Genomic DNA, 17,975 nt, shown 5'->3' on the forward strand with positions numbered 1-17,975 from the left:
TTACTCCATTACCTGCAAACCTGCAAGTGCTGCCATCTCAATGATAGAACTTTTCGCCACTTTTTTACCTTTGTAATCAATTAAATCATCCATTGCACCTGTAAAAATATCCGCAGGCTCATATTTTTTTAGTATTACTTTTTCATCGTCTACAAAAATTTCCAAAGAATCTTTTTCTTTGATGTTTAATACCCTTCGCAGTTCAATAGGCAATACAACACGTCCTAACTCATCCACTTTTCTCACAATTCCTGTTGATTTCATATTTAAAAATCCTCCCGAATAGCACCTGTTAACAATTTTTAATACCTATCTAAATGAATATAACACATTTGTCAAACAATGTCAACTTTTAAAGAAACACAAACAAAAACCATTTATTTTTGTAGCAATTTTTTAAATTATGCAGAATATATTACTATAATATATAGAGAGGATTGGTTACTATGTTAAATTTTATATGGGTATTTTGCATATTATTTGGTATTTTATTTGCACTTATTACAGGAGAAATGAGTGCTGTTTCACAAGCAGTATTATCTGGAGGTAGAGAAGCTGTTAACCTTGCTATTACTATGGCAGGTGTTGTTGCTACTTGGAGTGGTATTATGAAAATTGCAGAAAAAGGTGGTATGATTTCTACATTATCCAATCGCTTCGCTCCTGTGCTACATTTTCTTTTTCCTGAAATCCCCAGAAAAAGCAAAGCAATGCAATATATATCAGCCAATTTTATAGCTAATTTTTTAGGATTAGGTTGGGCTGCTACTCCTGCTGGTATACTTGCTATGAAAGAATTGCAAAAATATAACAAAAATAAAGATACTGCAAGCAATGCTATGTGTATTTTTATGATTATTAATATGTCATCATTACAGCTTGTTACTATCAACATACTTGCTTACAGAGCACAATATGGTTCTGCAAATCCTGGAGAAATTATAGCTCCTAGTATTATAGCAACTTTATTTTCTACTATTATAGGCGTATTAGCTGGAAAATTATTAGAACGGAGGTGTAAATAATTGGTATTCTTTTTATATCTCTCTGATTTTATAATACCTGTTACTATACTATTTATTGTTGTATTTGCTTGTATAAAAAAAGTTAATATTTATGATGCTTTTATAGAAGGTGCTTTCGACGGCTTAAAAACAGTAGTAGATATTTTACCTACACTGATAGGACTTATGGTAGCAGTAGCAGTATTACGAAGCAGTGGCTTTTTATCATTCCTAACAGATATATTAAAGCCTTTTGTACAATGGACTGGTTTTCCTGCTGAAATTATTCCTCTAAGTTTAATGCGTCTTGTTTCTTCCTCTGCTGCCACAGGGCTTTTAGTCGATTTATTTACTACATATGGTACAGACTCTTTTATAGGTAGAATTTCCTCTGTTATGATGAGTTGTACAGAAACCGTTTTTTATACAATGTCTGTTTATTTTACTGCGGTTAAAATTACTAAAACCCGCTTTACATTAGCAGGAGCAATCATTGCTAATATTGCTGGCATTGTTGCTGCTTATTATATTACATTGTTACTTTTTGGAAAATAAAAAATAGTACCCTATTGGGTACTATTTTTTAGTATTATTCTCTCATATATTTCTCATATTCTTCTGCTGTTAGTTCTTCTGTAATTTTACCTGATACCATAAAAAGTACTCTATCTGAAACATCTCTTACAAATTTCTCGTCATGGCTTATAATCAGTATTCCCATGCCTTCTTTCGCCAGATTTCTTATGATTTTGATAATATCCAACACTAAAGCAGAGTCTAGTGCTGCTGTTGGTTCATCAAAACACAATAATTTCGGATTGGTTACACAGCTCCTTGCTATGGCTACCCTCTGCTTTTGTCCTCCTGAAAGAGAAAATGGTTTCTGTTCTAATTTATCCCCCATGTCTAGCTGTGTCAATATTTCTTTTGCTTTTAATAATGCCTGTTGTTTTGGCATTTTATACACTTCTGTTAATGCTAATGTTACATTTTCTGCTACAGTTAAATGTGGAAACAAATGATAATTTTGAAACACCATTCCTAAGTCTTTTCTTAATTCAAAAAGCTGTTGTTTCGTTGCTCTTTTGATACTTCCATTTTCCATAGAACAGATATACTTACCATTTATTTCAATGGTACCTTTATCACATTTTTCCAAACCAGTAATACAACGCAGTACTGTTGTTTTACCTGCACCGCTTTTTCCTACCAAACTGACTACCTCTCCAGGCTTTACTTCAAAAGAAATATCTTGTAATACTGCCACATTATCAAAGGCTTTAAAAAGCCCCTCCGCTCTCAAAAGCATATTTTCCTACTCCTCATATTGTACTTTTTTCTCTATTATTTCAAATAATTTTGTTATAACATAAGTCATTACCAAATAAAGCAGTCCTGCAGCAACATAAGCAAGCAATGTATTAGCATCTCTACCTCCTGCCCCTTTTGCTACTCTTAATATATCATTTACTGCTACTACATACACAAGTGAAGTATCTTTTACCAATGTAATGACTTCATTTCCTATTGCAGGCAATGTTCTTTTGATTGCCTGTGGTAGCAATATAAAACGATAAAATTGCATCGTTTTAAATCCTAATATATTCGCCGCTTCTCTTTGTCCTTTTTCTATGGATTGTATACCAGAACGGAATATCTCACCAAAATAGGCTGCATAATTCAATCCGCAAGCTAAATATGCTGCTGGTAATCTATCAAACACAATACCTACAGAAGGTAAACCAAAAAATACTAATGCTATTTGAAGCATAAGCGGTGTACCTCTCAATACCCATATGTAAAGTTTTGCAATACTGCAAATGATTTTATTTTTAGACAATCTACAAATTGCAACTACTATTCCAAGAGGTAAAGAGATAATAAGCGTCATAGCAAATACACTCAACGTAATGCCCAATCCTCTAGATACTTCTACTATGTAACCAATCAAAGATACTAACATAAACAATACCTCATCTCATTATTCCATAATGATGTCAGAGCCAAACCATTTTTCAGAAATTTCTTTTGTTGTACCATTTTCTTTTAATGTGTCTAATGCTACATTAAGTGCCTCTAAAAGTTGTGTATCTTCTTTTCTAACACCAATACCATATTCTTCTTTTCCAAAATCTTCTTCTAATATTTTATAGTTTTGTTCTCCTTTTTTAGAAACATAATAACGAATAATAACTTCATCTGCTACAACTGCATCTGTTCTGCCCGCTTCTAAATCCATAAGACATTGGTCATTTGTTTCAAATTCCCCTAAACTTCTAAATGTTTGTGCAATTTCTGGTTTTGCATTAATGGCATCAATCGCACTAGACTCTGCTTGTGCTGCAACTGTTTTATCTGTCAAATCTGCCAATGTATTAATATCAGAGTCTGCCATTGTTACAACAACCTGTCTATTATTCAAATAAGGTTGTGAAAATGCTACTTTTTGTTTTCTTTCTTCTGTAATGGTATAACCATTCCATATCATATCAATATTTTTATTTGCTAATTCTGTTTCTTTCATACTCCAATCTATAGGCTGCAATTCAAAAGGTACTCCCATAATATCACTTGTTGCTTCTATCAATTCTACATCTACACCTGAAAGATTTCCTTCTTCATCTCTAAATCCTAAAGGTGCGAAAGTATCATCTAATCCTACTACAATTTTATCATAGTCCAATGTACTTTCATTTTCTTGTGCTGTTGTCTGCTGTTGTTCGTCATCAGGCTGTTGTGTTGGCTGTTCTGAACTACCACAAGCTGCCATACCCAAAATCATCATTGTTGCCATACAAACACTTAATATTTTCTTTTTCATATTATTTTATCCTCCCTAATGTTTCCTAATTTATGATACTGTGTTATCACATTAGCATAATAAAGCAATAAAACCATTTTGTCAAGTGCTACATTTTATTACTATATTAATATCCTCTTTTTATACTTTTACTTGTATGACATCAATAACAATTCATTATAATATAGAATAATTTCACAAAATACTTGACGAAACACCAAAAATTTCATAGAATAATATTGCATTATTTTGTTCCCGTAGCTCAGCTGGATAGAGCAACCGCCTCCTAAGCGGTAGGTCGGAGGTTCAAATCCTCTCGGGAACGTTATAGAATAAATTTAGAGGCGAATTTTATAACGAAACTCGCCTTTTATTTATTATGTAATAATGATATACCATGATAATAGGAGAAAAACATTTATGGATAATATATTTAATAAAATTGGACTATATGAATTTTTTGGAACTTTATTGCCTGGTTTATTTTTTTTACTATCATTAATTATGATAGATATTCCTATAGTAAAACATATTACATATCCTAATTCAGAAATTTTTAAAATAATTTCATTAGTATTATTCAGTTATATTATCGGAATTCTTCTACACGAAATTGCTTCAATTTTTGATACAAAATTTACAAAGCTAAGATTAACGCCAAGAACAACATTTTTAAAAGAAAATGTAGTATTTAAAGACATTGAATTAGAAAATATACAAACTCACGCTAGAGAAATATTAAATACATCAGAAGGTTTTACTAACTTTTCAGATAAACATTGTAGTGCAATGTTTTTTGAGTGTAAAGCATTTTTAGAAAATGAAAATAAAATGGCAAAAGCAGATATTTTAGATGCTTTATTTTCTATGAGTTTTACATTTATTATTTGCAATATTGCAATTTTGATTTGTGCAGCAATATTATTTGTTTATGAAATACTTCATGAATACAATTATGATACTATTAAATTTATATTCATTTTATGTTATACTATTTTATCTTGTACTATATTTTATAAAAAAGCAAAACGATACTCAGAAATAAGAGTTAGAACTATTTTCAGACAATATATTGCTTTTAAAAAAACATTAAATTCTCAAAATAACAAAGCTTCTGTTTAAAAATTTAGGTTAATCTCTTGAAATAGAGGGGAAAAATTCTCTTTAAAGTCTTATTTATCTACTCTCAGAAACTTTAGTAAATTAGGAGGATTATTATGGCAAATAGACCTGTATTTGTGGTATCTCCTGATAATAGATACTGTATTCGCGAAAACATAGAATTTCAATATTTTAGTGGATTTTCAGACAAACAAATGCAAAGAAGCATAAACAGTTTACACCAGTCCTATATACAAAAACACCCAAATCATAAACTGCTTGAAATATCCACAAAATCAGAAAATGAATTAGGTGTAAAACTAAGTGCATTTAACCTTATGATAAAAACAAAAAACGGTAAAGAATATTCTGTTGAAACTGCTTTTCAATCTAGCAAAGTTTTTGAAAACGGTGGTCCTTATACAGATTTATTAAATGTTTCTTCCAGAGAAGCAAAAAAAGATGCACGCTTGAAAAATAGTGGCAAAATAATTGCTTTTTGTATTAAAAATAAAACATTCAGTACAGAACCTAAAACCTATTTTTATAACTGGTTATATATCAACACATTACACCACTTACATCATGACTTAGCAACACAAATATTAGAATATAATGCTTTCACTGACATTGCTTTCAATCCACAAAAATCTATAAACTGCCAAGCAGAAGCTGCTGCTATATATGTTTCTCTGTATACACAATGTTTATTAAGAGAAGCACTCAAAAATGAAGAAACATTTTTAGATATTGTATACCCCACTTATAAAAAACAAAATTAGAAGCAACTAAACACAAATAACGAAATTCATTTAATTTAATTGAATTATATTTTTGTTTTAATATATCATAATAAAAAGCCGTTAAGAGCAAAAGAAATTTTTTACGCCCTTAACGACTTTTATTTATGACATTTTTATTTTGCTTCTGCTAATTCTGCCTTTTCTTTTTTATAAAATCCTTTTATCATATGTAATGCTATTATCACACTTAATGCCGTTGTAGACAAATCCGCTGCCATTTGTACACGAAGCAATCCTTCCAATCCCCATATATAATTAAACAAATATAAATAAGGCACATAAAACAAAAACTGCCTACCCATATTTACTAAAAGTGCTCTAAATGCTTGCCCTGTTGCCTGAAATGTTGCCATAAGAGAAAGCTGTATTCCCATAAAAGGAACAGCCCATGCTTGTGCTGTTAAAAATTTCACACCAATATTTATAATTTCTTCATTACTTGAAAATATATTAATATAAGCTGGAGCAAGTACTGTAAATGGTATTAAAAACAGCAAACACAACACACTAGCTGTTATAATTGTAAATTTTAATGCTTTTACCAATCTTGTAATATTACCTGCACCATAGTTATAGCCTGCAAAAGGCATATATCCTGAAACATATCCAAACAATATCATAAATTCCATTTGTATCATTTTAATTGCAACACCATAGGCAGAAATTACCATATCACCATATTCTGCTGCCAAATTATTAAACAAAAGCATAACGGTACTACCCAATATTTGAGAAAGTGATGCTGGAAATCCAATTTTTAACACTTCTTTAAATATACGAGTACTTGGTTTAAAATCACGTGGCAGTATAGAAACCATTGTATTCCCACGCAAATAAATATAAATATAAAATGCAACTGCAGCAGCATTTCCTATAATTGTCGCCCATGCCGCTCCTGCTGCTCCCATACCAAATACCAGTATAAATATAGGGTCAAGCACGATATTTAATACAGTACCTATTATCATACCTGCAACAGCCTGCTTCACTTTCCCCTCTGCACGAAGCATTGCTGGCAATATAATCTGAAGCATAATCACAATACTAAATGTAATAATAATACTTAAATAATCTCTTGTAGGTGTAATTGTTTCATTACTTGTACCAATTAAATGCAGTATTGACTCCATAAATATCAGACCTAATACAGTTAAAACAAGCATTGCTGTTGCAGATACATATACAGAAACAGCACTTGTCTTTTTTACTTCTTCATATTTTTTCGCTCCCAAACATCTTGATATATAAGAAGGTGCTCCTGCACCAAACATATTACCTAATGCTTGAAATATCATAAACACAGGAAATGCAAGAGAAATCGCTCCCAACTGTATGGGGTCATCTAACAATCCTATAAAATAAGTATCTGTAATATTATAAATCAGTGATACAATCATACTTAACACAGTGGGAATAGCAAGCGTCAATATTGCTTTAGGAATAGGTGCACTTTCCATCAATTTTAAATTTTCATTATTATTGCTCATTTTTTCATCTCCTACTCTTGTTGACATTTTATTTACCCAACACTATAATAACAAAAAAGAGATTGCTATTGATATTGTAAACATAGTATTACAATGGATAAAATCGTACCATATTGTTTTTATTTTGTCAATAGCAACCAATATTACTTTATTATGATATTACTATAATAATAATAAAATATTACTTTTATTTTAGGAATTTATATTATGATTTTAAAAAAATATACACCACAATATTGTGCTACACTTGTAGAATTATTTTATAATACTGTACACAATATCAATAGAAAAGATTATACACAAATTCAATGCAACGCATGGGCAACTAAAACAGTTGATTTAGAACAATGGAATACTTCTTTTTTAAAACAATATTGTATTATTGCTGAAATCAATGGTATCATTGTTGGTTTCGGTGATATTGACAAAACAGGATATTTAGATAAATTATTTGTTCATCATAACTATCAACACAAAGGAATTGCTTCTGCTATTTGTGATGAATTAGAAAAAGCAGTAAATACTAAAAATATTACTGTTCATGCTTCTATTACCGCAAAGGGATTTTTTGAAAAAAGAAATTACAAAATAATAAAACAACAACAAGTAATAAGAAATGGAATTTTTCTAAAAAACTATGTAATGACCAAAACAAAAATAAATCCATTGTAATATAAAAAACGCATATTGCAGCGTATATTTAAAAACAAGAAAGGGGCAAATTACTGTAAAACGTGCAATATTATAAAAAGTAATACAAATTTTTATAAGTTTTCAGTAATATTAAAATATGAATTATTTAGAAATACAAGAAAATTTACTTTCCTTAATGCCTGTATGGAATTATCAAATTGCAAAACCTTTTAAACAACTTCTTGACGAAGGTGTCAGCCTAGAAATGTACTACTGTATTAGAACGCTACAGTGGAATGGTGGCTGTGCTACTATGACAGAAATTGCAAAGTGGGCAAAAATGCCTAAACAACAAATGACAAAATTAGTCAATCGTCTAGTGCAATGTGGTTTTATAAAACGTTTTGACGACCCTTCAGACCGTAGAATTGTAAAAATACAGCTTACTGACAAAGCTACTGAATTTATTGACTATTTTATGGAACATGACGCAAGTTGTTTTCGTCCTTTACTAGAAAAAATGAGTCCTTCTGATTTACAAAAATTTTCAGATGCACTAAAGCAATTGATACAAGTATTTCATAATATTCCTTGTTGTTACAATTATTCTTGTTGTGAACAAAAACAAAATATAAAATAATACTTTATTATAATAAAAGAACAGTGTTATATAAATTATAACACTGTTCCATCTGTATATAAACTCATATTTATAACTGGAAAAATAAAATTTTTCCATAAAGTTTTTGTTAAATTTTTAAAAAAGCTTGTAATATTTGGAGTAAAATTCTAATGTTTTTACAATTATAATTATATTTTAGTTTTACCACAGCAGTAATTATTTTCTTCTATATTTTGAAAGGTCAAGTGCAACCGCAATAGCTATAATAATACCTTTTATTACTTGTTGCCACATTGCACTAACACCTATAAACTGCAAGCCATACTGTATAATTGTAAATATCAATACACCTATGATAATGCCAGAAACTTTACCTACACCACCATTTAATGACACACCACCTACAACACACGCTGCGATAGCGTCCAATTCATAGCCAACACCATAGTTATTTGTTGCACCTGCTGTTCTTGCTGCTTCTAATACACCACCAACACCATACAATGCAGATGCTAATACAAATATACAAAGTATTGTTTTAAACACATTGATACCAGAAACAACTGCTGCTTCTCTATTACCACCTATAGCATACACATTTTTACCAAATACTGTTTTATTCAGCACAAACCATATTGCTAAAACAAATATTAATGCAATTGGTATCAATATAGGAATACCATTAATTGCCGGTAACTGTTCTTGAAAAAATCTTTTCTGTCCTAACAATGTAAAATCTGCTCTAATACCACCTATAGGCTGTGAATTATTTGGAGGTAAGTCAAAATACAATGAACACGCACCATATATTATAACTTGTACAGCAAGCGTTGCAATAAAGGGGTGCATATCAAATTTTGCTACTAAAAATCCATTTAGCAATCCAAATAACATACAAACTGCAATAGCTATTACAATAGGAACAATTACAGGAAGAAAAGGCAAATCAGGGAAAAATCTATTAGGATATTCTGGATTTTGAAGCATAGATGCAGAAATTACCGCTGCCAAACCTACCATTCTACAAGCAGAAAGGTCTGTACCTGCTATCAAAAGTGTAAAACAAATACCCAATGCTATAATCATTCTTGGAGAAGCTTGTGCCAATATATCTACAAGCACACGTCCCTGCATAAATCTATTTTCTTTTATTGCTATTACAATTACCATAATGACAAGTGCCAATATAATACCATTATTTAATAAAAACGTTTTTGCTGCTTTTGGAGAAGTATCCATCATAGAAGTTGTATCTCCCAAATATCTTCTCCATTTTAATACTCCAAACACTACAATACCACAGCCTAACAAAAATATAAACCATGGCAAATCATAAATATCTTTCCAAAATCCTGTTAATCCTCCAGAATTTTTTACTGCATTTTTTGCCAATATTAATATCACACCTACTGCTGCAATTGCTGCACCAATAAAGCTCATCATTTTTCCAAACTTTTCGCAAGTTAATTGTTTACTTTCACTCATATTACACCCCTCGCTCTCTATCACAAGTATGCAGTAGCAAGACGCATTACTTCTACTTGGTCTGCCTGCTCTTTATCTAATATACCTGCTAAATGTCCATCACTCATTACCATTACTCTATCACTCATACCCAAAAGTTCAGGCATTTCAGAAGAAATCATTATAATTGCTTTTCCTTCTGCTGCAAGAGATTGCATAATTGTATAAATTTCATATTTTGCACCAACATCAATACCACGTGTAGGTTCATCTAATATCAATATATCAGGTGCTGTCAAAAGCCATCTTGCAAAAAGCACTTTTTGTTGATTACCTCCAGAAAGATTTTGTATCAACGCTTCCATAGTAGGCGTTTTGGTATTTAATTTTTTATTTTCTTCTGCTGCGATGTTTCTTCTTTTTTTATTATCTAATACACCACCAGAAGCAAATTTCTTTTCACTAGCTATAATAGTATTATCTGTAATAGAAAGTACTCCAAATATTCCTGTGGCACGTCTTTCTTCTGTAAGTAGTCCTATTTTATATTTTTTCGCTTCTTCTACATTTTTAGCTTGATATGGTTTTCCATGTATTGTAATAGTACCTGAAGCAATTCCTCTCAATCCAAATATCGCTTCTACTAATTCCGTTCTTTGTGCTCCAACCAATCCACCCAAACCTAATATTTCGCCTTTATGTAAATCAAATGTAACATCTTTAAAAGAACGTGAGTCTGTTGCTGTCAAATTTCGTACTTCCATAATTGTTTCTGTACTTGTTTGATATGTTTTAGGTGGGAAACGGTTTGTCATATCTCGTCCAACCATTCTATTGATAATCAAATCTGTTGTTAATTCACTTGCTGGCCATGTGCCTACATAAGTACCATCTCTCATGATAGTTACTTCGTCTGAAATTTTTAATATTTCTTCCATTTTATGGGATATATATATAATAGAACGTCCTTCAGATTTTAACTGTTCAATGATTTTAAAAAGATGTTCTACTTCATTATCTGTTAATGAAGAAGTTGGTTCATCCATAATAATTATTTTAGAATTATAACTTACTGCTTTTGCTATTTCAACAAGCTGCAACTGTGATGCCGAAAGTGTACCAGCCAGCACAGCAGGATTAATATCTAAGTCAATTTTTTGAAATAAGTCCTTTGTCATTTGATACATTTTTTTATGGTCAACAGCAATTCCTCCTATCATAGGAAATCTGCCCAGCCATATGTTTTCCATTACGGGTCTAAAAGAAATTGGGTGTAACTCTTGATGTATCATAGAAACACCTAAATCCAATGCCATTCTAGAATTGTCAATAGACTGTTTTTTTCCGTCTAATATAATTTCACCTTCATCTTCATGATAAATACCAAAAAGACATTTCATCAATGTAGATTTTCCTGCACCATTCTCCCCCATAAGTGCATGAACACTTCCATGACGCACTTTTAATGTAACACCATCTAACGCTTTTACACCTGGAAAAAATTTAGAAATGTTATTCATTTCCAGTACATACTCACTCATATAATAAACCCCCTTTTTAAAGTTAATACTTCTTTATTGGGTTACAAAATAGGGAACGGAAAAATAAATTTTCCGTTCCGCAATATAGCATTATACTTATTTATAACGAATTATTGAAAATCTTTGTAGTTTTCAGCTGTAATTTTTACATATGGTACCCATACATATTTTCCATCTGTAATTTCATATCCAACAGTATCTTGTGTAATTTCTTGTCCAGCTGCTGCCATTGCTGCAATATTTGTTGTTGCAATACCTTGGTTTTCAGCATCGTTTAATACTGTTCCCAATAAAGAACCATTACTCATTGCTTCCAATGCTGGAGCAGTTGCGTCAACACCTACTACAGGCACAAATTTAGATGCGTCACCTGTGTTATAACCATTTGCTTTTAATGACTCTATTACACCAAGTGCCATATCATCATTATTGCAAAGTACTGCTTCTATAGAGTCAATACCTTGTGATGTAATAAATGCATTCATCAATTCTGTTGCTTTTACTTTATCCCACATTGCTGTGTCATTTCCAATTTCTTCTACTTCGATACCTGCATCTTGTAATGCTTTTACAGAATATTCTGTTCTCAATGTAGCATCTTGATGTCCTGGTTCTCCTGTTACCATAATGTACTGTAATTTACCATCACCATTTTTATCAGCTGTTTCTTTGTTTGCATTCCAGTAGTCTGCAATGATTTCTCCAGACATTGTACCAGACTCTTCTGCTTTTGCTCCTACATACCATACTTTGTCATAGCTTTGCATTACATCTGGTTCTGGTTCTCTATTCAAAAATACAATAGGCAAACTTGCTGCAGATGCTTTTTCTACTAATGGGCCTGCTGCTGTTCTATCAACAGGGTTTACTGCCAATGCTGTCATACCTTTTGTAATAAATGTGTCTACTTGGTCATTTTGTGTTGCTTGTTTGTTTTGAGAGTCTACCAATTCAATTTTTGCTCCCAATGTGTCAGCCTGTGCTTGCATATTATTTCTAACACCTGTCATAAATGTATCATCGAATTTATAAATACAAACACCGATTTCTACATTAGACATATCTACATCACCATCTGTTGCATCGCCTTCTGTTTGAGTTTCATCTCCTTCTGTTGGAGCTGGTGTATCACTACCACCGCCACCGCAGCCTACCATAGCACCCATCACCATCATAGAAGCCATCATTAATGCAAATAATCTCTTTTTCATTTCCTAAAAAACCTCCCTTTAAAACCTAGCATAATTTTTTTTATTCTTTCAGAATTTACTCTGAAATTTTATTTCTTGTCCTCATTATAAATGTACAAATTGTGAAAGACAATATAATATTCTTTTATTTAATATAAAAATTCTCTATATTTTCACCATATTTTTACATAATATTTTAAAAAAATCAGTCAATATTTACTATTTTTACATAATATAACCTTTTCATTATTGTATAATTTTATTTTATTACTCTATAAATTTCTATCCAATTATTACTATACTATTGACAAAAAATATACTATAATATTACTGATAACAAAATACAAAAGCTACATTACTTGAGAGGAGAATTTTTTGATGGACATATTTCAAAAATTATTAAAAAATGATTGCATGCAACAAATAAAAATGATTTATAATACAGACGAAAAAGGTTCCAAAGCATATACTGACAGATTGATTACACTAATAAAAACATATTCTACTGTTTTTCATGACAATATTACAGAAGGTATTCGCATATTTTCCGCACCTGGAAGAACAGAAATAGGAGGCAATCATACAGATCATCAAAGAGGTTGTGTATTAGCAGCTGGTGTAAATTTAGACATTGTCGCAGCTGTAAAGCCCAACGACAGCGACATTATCAAAATAAAAAGTGATGGCTATGACATGATTTGTATTGATTTAAAACAGCTTGAGCAAAATAAACAAGAAGAAGGTACTACTCTTTCTCTTGTAAAAGGTATTGCTGCTTATTTTATAAAATTAGGTTACAACATAAAAGGCTTTAATGCTGTTATGACTTCAAATGTTTTAAAAGGTTCTGGTCTTTCTTCTTCTGCTGCTTTTGAAGTACTAGTTGGTACAATATTAAATAGTTTATACTGCAATAATGAACAATCTGCTATTCAAATTGCTCAAATTGGTCAATATGCAGAAAATGTATATTTTGGAAAACCCTGCGGTTTAATGGATCAAATGGCTTCCTCTGTAGGCAGTTTTGTTGCCATTGATTTTAAAAATACACAGCAACCTAAAGTAGAACAAATTCCCTTTGATTTCGCAGCAGTACATCATGCTCTTTGCATTGTAGATACTGGTGGCAATCATGCCGATTTAACACCAGATTATGCTGCTGTTACAGCAGAAATGAAATCTATTGCTGCTTTTTTTGGTAAAGAAGTACTCTCTGAACTTTCTGAAAATGACATATACCAAAATATTTCTGCTCTCCGTCAAAAATGTGGAGATAGAGCGATACTTCGTGCGATACACTTTTTTGCAGACAGTCACAAAGCAGTACAGGAAGCAGAAGCACTCAAAAACAATAATTTTGAAACATTTAAAAAATTAGTGCTTTCTTCTGGTATTTCTTCCTCTACTTGTCTTCAAAATGTATACTCTACCTCAAATACACAAGAGCAAGGATTGAGTTTAGCTTTAGCACTTTGTCAAAAAATATTAGCTGACAAAGGTGCTTACAGAGTACACGGAGGTGGTTTTGCTGGTACCATACAAGCATTTGTTCCTATGGAATTATTAGATACTTTCCACAATGAAATGGAAGCTGCCTTTGGAAAAGGCAAATGTTACATACTTTCTATTCGTCCTGTAGGTGGCATAGAAATTGTATAACAACATCAAAAAAACCAACAAAATCATATTTTTTGTTGGTTTTTATTTTACAAATAAAGCGATATTAATCTTTATTATATTTTTCTGTTAAAAACAATATGCCAAATGCTGATGCACTATATAGTATACTAGCTGTTATACAAGGATGTAATATTTTCTTACTAAAATCATCAAAAGGTAATGTATTAGATAAAGTATGTCTTATAAATGTCAGTATAAACAGCACTGTACTAACTTTTATCAATAAATTATTGTACTTTGGAAATATATTAATAATACAAAATGTTGTCATAGTATACAACAATAAGAAACCTACAAATTGTATAGCAGATGGTGTTGTTGTGGTATAAATGTGATATTTTCGTGTGATATATATGAAAAAAAGTAATGCTAAAAAATAAATATATTTACTATACTTTTTCAAATTTATCACTCCTTATTCTTTTTTATATATTTTTTTACTATTATAAAAAAAAGTAATATTGTTGATATGAAAAAATATACCATAAAAAATTTTGTTATATCTCCAAATATATTTTCTATTAAATCATATAATAATGCTACAGCTTCTTCTGATATGCCTGGTATACTCAAAGTAGTATTTATCAAACAATTATATATAAAAACTATACTAAAAAAAACTGTATTTATATATATTATTATTATATTTTTCTTAATACTTTGCTCTTTCAAAAAGCATATAATACATAATACTGAAATAATATAAATAAAAATATTTTCTTTTGGATATATGCTAATACACTTCTTCATACTATATAAAAGCATCATTAAAATACAAAATAAATATATAAGTAAATATATATATTTATTATTATTTTTTTTCAATTTTACTATCCTCTTTTCACTAAATATTTATTATTCTCCAAAATAAGTTAAATTTCCCTTATAATCACATATCATTCTAAGTGCCTTATTCTTAGTACCTAGTCCAGTATTATGACGATAATCTAATCTTACAGTACATTTTGTTCCTGTTCCAGTATCTGTAAGGCTTTCACTTATTGGAGTCATTTTATTATAAGTTCTATATTTCGACACACAACTTACTTCTTTATTTGTAACATTATAAGAAAATGTTGCTGTTAAAGTGATAGAATAATTTTCATATACATTTTCTTTAGAATAAGTCACTCTTTCATATTCTCCAGACCTAGCTGAGGGATATGTTATTTTTCTAATTGTTGTTTTTACAAGCTCACCGTCTTCATCATAATATATTCCTTGATAAACAATTTCTTCATTCATTCCCTCTTGTCCTAGCATTTGTGCAGAAGCAACAGCTACTTGAACAAATATCATACTTATTGCCATAATAATACAACTAATTTTTTTAATGATTTGTACATAAAATTTCTTTTTTCATTGCTCTAACATTTTTGTATTATATCACTTTATTTCATAATATTATAGCACATTATGGCGTTGTAAAATATAGTAGTCTTTTATAAAAATAGTCAGTTTTATTTAGCAATATTTTACTTTTATCGTCATTTTTCGTTATTTATACCAAAAAAAAGGAGGTAAAGCCCTCCTCATTTTTTGACTATTTTTTTGGTTTTAACACTTCTGTACCGCCCATATATGGCTTATCATTTTTTTATTTTTTCCATAAAAATTCAGTTAGCATATAAATGCCTCTATAAAACAATACACCACCCATTATCAAAACTGCATTAGAATAATTTTTAAATATTTCAATTTCTGTAACTTCTCCAAATCCTTTATCGAATAAATACACATCTGTTAAGCCAAATGCAATATCATTATTTGAAAATAATAGTATCATTCCTATCACTATCAATATAAAACTAATTGCTAAATTTTTATTTTCCATAGTACCACACTTTCTATAAATAATTGATACAATATATTTCTATATTTATAACAAAAAGGAGGGAAATCCCTCCTCATTTTTTGACTATTTTTTTGGTTTTAATACTTCTGTACCACCCATATATGGCTGTAATGGTTTTGGTATGCTAATGCTACCATCTGCATTTAAGTTATTTTCCAAAAATGCTATAAGCATACGTGGAGGTGCAACTACTGTATTATTTAATGTATGTGCAAAATAATTGCCTTTTTCTTTATTTTTTACACGAATACCTAAACGGCGAGCTTGTGCATCTCCCAAATTAGAGCAACTACCTACTTCAAAATATTTTTTCTGTCTTGGTGACCATGCTTCTACATCAATACTTTTTACTTTTAAATCTGCCAAGTCACCAGAGCAACATTCCAATGTTCTTACTGGTATATCCAATGTTCTAAAAAATTCTACTGTATTTTTATAAAGCTGTTCAAACCAATAAGGACTATCTTCTGGTTTACATACTACTATCATTTCTTGCTTCTCAAACTGATGTATTCTATATACTCCTCTTTCTTCAATACCATGTGCTCCTACTTCTTTTCTAAAACATGGAGAATAACTTGTTAATGTTTGTGGCAATGTTTCCTCCTCTAATATTGTATCAATAAATTTACCTATCATAGAGTGTTCACTTGTACCAATTAAATATAAATCTTCTCCTTCTATTTTATACATCATATTTTCCATTTCTGTAAAACTCATAACACCTGTTACAACATTACTTCTTATCATAAATGGAGGAATATAATACGTAAATCCTTTATTTATCATAAAATCTCTTGCATAAGAAAGTATGGAAGAATGCAATCTTGCTACATCTCCACAAAGATAATAAAAGCCATTTCCGCTTGTTTTTCTTGCACTATCTAAATCAACACCTGCAAGGCTTTCCATAATATCAATATGATATGGTACTTCAAAATCAGGTACAACTGGTTCTCCAAATTTTTCTACTTCTACATTTTCACTGTCATCTTTTCCTATTGGAACGCTATCATCAATAATATTTGGTATGACTAACATTCTTTCTCTAATTTTTGCTGTCAATTCTTCTTCCAGTGCTTCCAATTCTGTCAATTCTTTTGCCATTTCTGCAACTTGTGCTTTTGCTTTTTCGGCTTCTTCTTTTTGTCCTTTTGCCATCATACCACCTATTGCTTTACTAATAGAGTTTCTTTGACTTCTCAAGTCATCGCATTTTCCTTTTGTTTCTCTAAATTGTTTATCCATTTCAATAACTTCATCTACCAACACTAATTTTTGGTCTTGAAATTTCTTTTTGATGTTTTCTTTTACCAATTCTGGATTAGTACGAATTAATTTAATATCTAACATTTTTTATTTCCTCCTTAATATTTTTTATAATATAAAAAGCCCTCATCTCTTTTTATTGTCATAAAAAGGGACGAGAGCAGTTCTCCCGTGTTGCCACCCAAATTGCTTATTTATATAAGCCTCTCAAAACAGCAATAAAGGGCTTACCCTCTTGGCTTTCACCAAGCAGCTCAGAAAGTGGAACATCTCTTTTTTACACCAATTTCCACCAAACATTGGCTCTCTGTAGTATTATTGCAAGATTTAGCTTTCTTCAAACGCTTTTTTATATTGTTTTTACTCATTGTATCACATATTTTGTCTTTGTCAATAAGCCCAATTATAAAATATCCATAAAGTTACATTTATTCGGTATCTTTTTGCTATTATTTATATAACAATAAATTTATTATCAATAGCATAAATAGAGTAGCATTTATTCAAAATTTGTATCATAATATAA

The 17,975-nt window shown here is 30.5% G+C and carries 19 protein-coding genes, 1 tRNA gene and 1 other annotated feature; of the genes, 8 read left to right on the forward strand and 12 right to left on the reverse strand.

Translation table 11 applies throughout. From position 1 onward, the window contains the following. Positions 1–264: an AbrB/MazE/SpoVT family DNA-binding domain-containing protein gene (locus C820_RS02875; protein WP_004035476.1), complete on the reverse strand. Its 264-nt coding sequence runs from the start codon at positions 262–264 to the stop codon at positions 1–3. 182 nt (positions 265–446) lie between these two features. On the opposite strand from C820_RS02875, the gene C820_RS02880 reads away from it, so the two are divergent. Continuing rightward, positions 447–1,025, forward strand: a complete 579-nt coding sequence (locus tag C820_RS02880; RefSeq protein WP_004035475.1) for a hypothetical protein — start codon at positions 447–449, stop codon at positions 1,023–1,025. Continuing rightward, positions 1,026–1,559, forward strand: coding sequence for a spore maturation protein (locus C820_RS02885; RefSeq protein WP_004035474.1), 534 nt, complete (start codon positions 1,026–1,028; stop codon positions 1,557–1,559). A gap of 34 nt (positions 1,560–1,593) precedes the next feature. Here C820_RS02885 and C820_RS02890 read toward each other — a convergent pair whose 3' ends face one another. From C820_RS02890 to C820_RS02900, 3 genes are read right to left on the reverse strand one after another with little or no spacing between them, the layout of a single operon-like run. Next, positions 1,594–2,313 (reverse strand): amino acid ABC transporter ATP-binding protein, encoded by a 720-nt coding sequence (locus C820_RS02890; RefSeq protein WP_004035473.1) that lies wholly within the window; start codon positions 2,311–2,313, stop codon positions 1,594–1,596. 6 nt (positions 2,314–2,319) lie between these two features. Continuing rightward, entirely contained in the window at positions 2,320–2,967 is a 648-nt protein-coding gene (locus tag C820_RS02895; protein ID WP_004035472.1) for an amino acid ABC transporter permease, read from the reverse strand. Between the two features lie 18 nt (positions 2,968–2,985). Continuing rightward, positions 2,986–3,825: an amino acid ABC transporter substrate-binding protein gene (locus tag C820_RS02900; protein ID WP_004035470.1), complete on the reverse strand. Its 840-nt coding sequence runs from the start codon at positions 3,823–3,825 to the stop codon at positions 2,986–2,988. A 230-nt stretch (positions 3,826–4,055) separates the two neighbouring features. On the opposite strand from C820_RS02900, the gene C820_RS02905 reads away from it, so the two are divergent. The 3 genes from C820_RS02905 to C820_RS02915 all read left to right on the forward strand — a co-directional run bounded on the left by C820_RS02905 (position 4,056) and on the right by C820_RS02915 (position 5,687). After that, positions 4,056–4,129: transfer RNA gene (locus C820_RS02905), tRNA-Arg, on the forward strand. A gap of 95 nt (positions 4,130–4,224) precedes the next feature. Further along, a complete protein-coding gene (locus C820_RS02910; protein WP_004035468.1) occupies positions 4,225–4,926 on the forward strand; it encodes a hypothetical protein in 702 nt (233 codons plus the stop codon). A 95-nt stretch (positions 4,927–5,021) separates the two neighbouring features. After that, positions 5,022–5,687: a DarT1-associated NADAR antitoxin family protein gene (locus C820_RS02915; protein ID WP_004035466.1), complete on the forward strand. Its 666-nt coding sequence runs from the start codon at positions 5,022–5,024 to the stop codon at positions 5,685–5,687. Positions 5,688–5,821: 134 nt separating this feature from the next. Here C820_RS02915 and C820_RS02920 read toward each other — a convergent pair whose 3' ends face one another. Further along, positions 5,822–7,195, reverse strand: coding sequence for an MATE family efflux transporter (locus tag C820_RS02920; protein WP_004035465.1), 1,374 nt, complete (start codon positions 7,193–7,195; stop codon positions 5,822–5,824). A 207-nt stretch (positions 7,196–7,402) separates the two neighbouring features. Here C820_RS02920 and C820_RS02925 point away from each other — a divergent pair, with 207 nt between their 5' ends. Together C820_RS02925 and C820_RS02930 are read left to right on the forward strand one after the other, a co-directional pair. Further along, on the forward strand, positions 7,403–7,867 hold the full coding sequence (locus tag C820_RS02925) for a GNAT family N-acetyltransferase (protein ID WP_004035463.1): 465 nt from the start codon (positions 7,403–7,405) through the stop codon (positions 7,865–7,867). Between the two features lie 118 nt (positions 7,868–7,985). Then, positions 7,986–8,468, forward strand: coding sequence for a MarR family winged helix-turn-helix transcriptional regulator (locus tag C820_RS02930; protein ID WP_004035461.1), 483 nt, complete (start codon positions 7,986–7,988; stop codon positions 8,466–8,468). Between the two features lie 198 nt (positions 8,469–8,666). Here C820_RS02930 and mglC read toward each other — a convergent pair whose 3' ends face one another. The 3 genes from mglC to C820_RS02945 all read right to left on the reverse strand — a co-directional run bounded on the left by mglC (position 8,667) and on the right by C820_RS02945 (position 12,666). Next, positions 8,667–9,935: a galactose/methyl galactoside ABC transporter permease MglC gene (mglC, locus tag C820_RS02935; RefSeq protein WP_004035458.1), complete on the reverse strand. Its 1,269-nt coding sequence runs from the start codon at positions 9,933–9,935 to the stop codon at positions 8,667–8,669. A gap of 20 nt (positions 9,936–9,955) precedes the next feature. Further along, entirely contained in the window at positions 9,956–11,455 is a 1,500-nt protein-coding gene (locus tag C820_RS02940; RefSeq protein ID WP_004035457.1) for a sugar ABC transporter ATP-binding protein, read from the reverse strand. A 110-nt stretch (positions 11,456–11,565) separates the two neighbouring features. After that, a complete protein-coding gene (locus C820_RS02945; RefSeq protein WP_004035453.1) occupies positions 11,566–12,666 on the reverse strand; it encodes a galactose ABC transporter substrate-binding protein in 1,101 nt (366 codons plus the stop codon). 357 nt (positions 12,667–13,023) lie between these two features. Here C820_RS02945 and C820_RS02950 point away from each other — a divergent pair, with 357 nt between their 5' ends. Beyond that, complete coding sequence (locus C820_RS02950) at positions 13,024–14,304, forward strand: galactokinase (protein WP_004035452.1); 1,281 nt, start codon at positions 13,024–13,026, stop codon at positions 14,302–14,304. Between the two features lie 64 nt (positions 14,305–14,368). Here C820_RS02950 and C820_RS02955 read toward each other — a convergent pair whose 3' ends face one another. The 4 genes from C820_RS02955 to serS form a co-directional block, all read right to left on the reverse strand. Then, positions 14,369–14,728, reverse strand: coding sequence for a hypothetical protein (locus tag C820_RS02955; protein ID WP_004035441.1), 360 nt, complete (start codon positions 14,726–14,728; stop codon positions 14,369–14,371). 452 nt (positions 14,729–15,180) lie between these two features. Next, on the reverse strand, positions 15,181–15,636 hold the full coding sequence (locus tag C820_RS02960) for a hypothetical protein (protein WP_004035437.1): 456 nt from the start codon (positions 15,634–15,636) through the stop codon (positions 15,181–15,183). Between the two features lie 286 nt (positions 15,637–15,922). After that, entirely contained in the window at positions 15,923–16,159 is a 237-nt protein-coding gene (locus C820_RS02965; protein ID WP_004035436.1) for a hypothetical protein, read from the reverse strand. Between the two features lie 84 nt (positions 16,160–16,243). Beyond that, a complete protein-coding gene (serS, locus tag C820_RS02970; protein WP_004035434.1) occupies positions 16,244–17,533 on the reverse strand; it encodes a serine--tRNA ligase in 1,290 nt (429 codons plus the stop codon). A gap of 63 nt (positions 17,534–17,596) precedes the next feature. Beyond that, positions 17,597–17,800: a binding site (T-box leader), on the reverse strand. Between the last annotated feature and the right edge of the window lie 175 nt (positions 17,801–17,975).

It is taken from the genome of Clostridium sp. MD294 (genome assembly GCF_000364165.2).
GTDB lineage: Bacteria > Bacillota > Clostridia > Lachnospirales > Anaerotignaceae > Coprocola.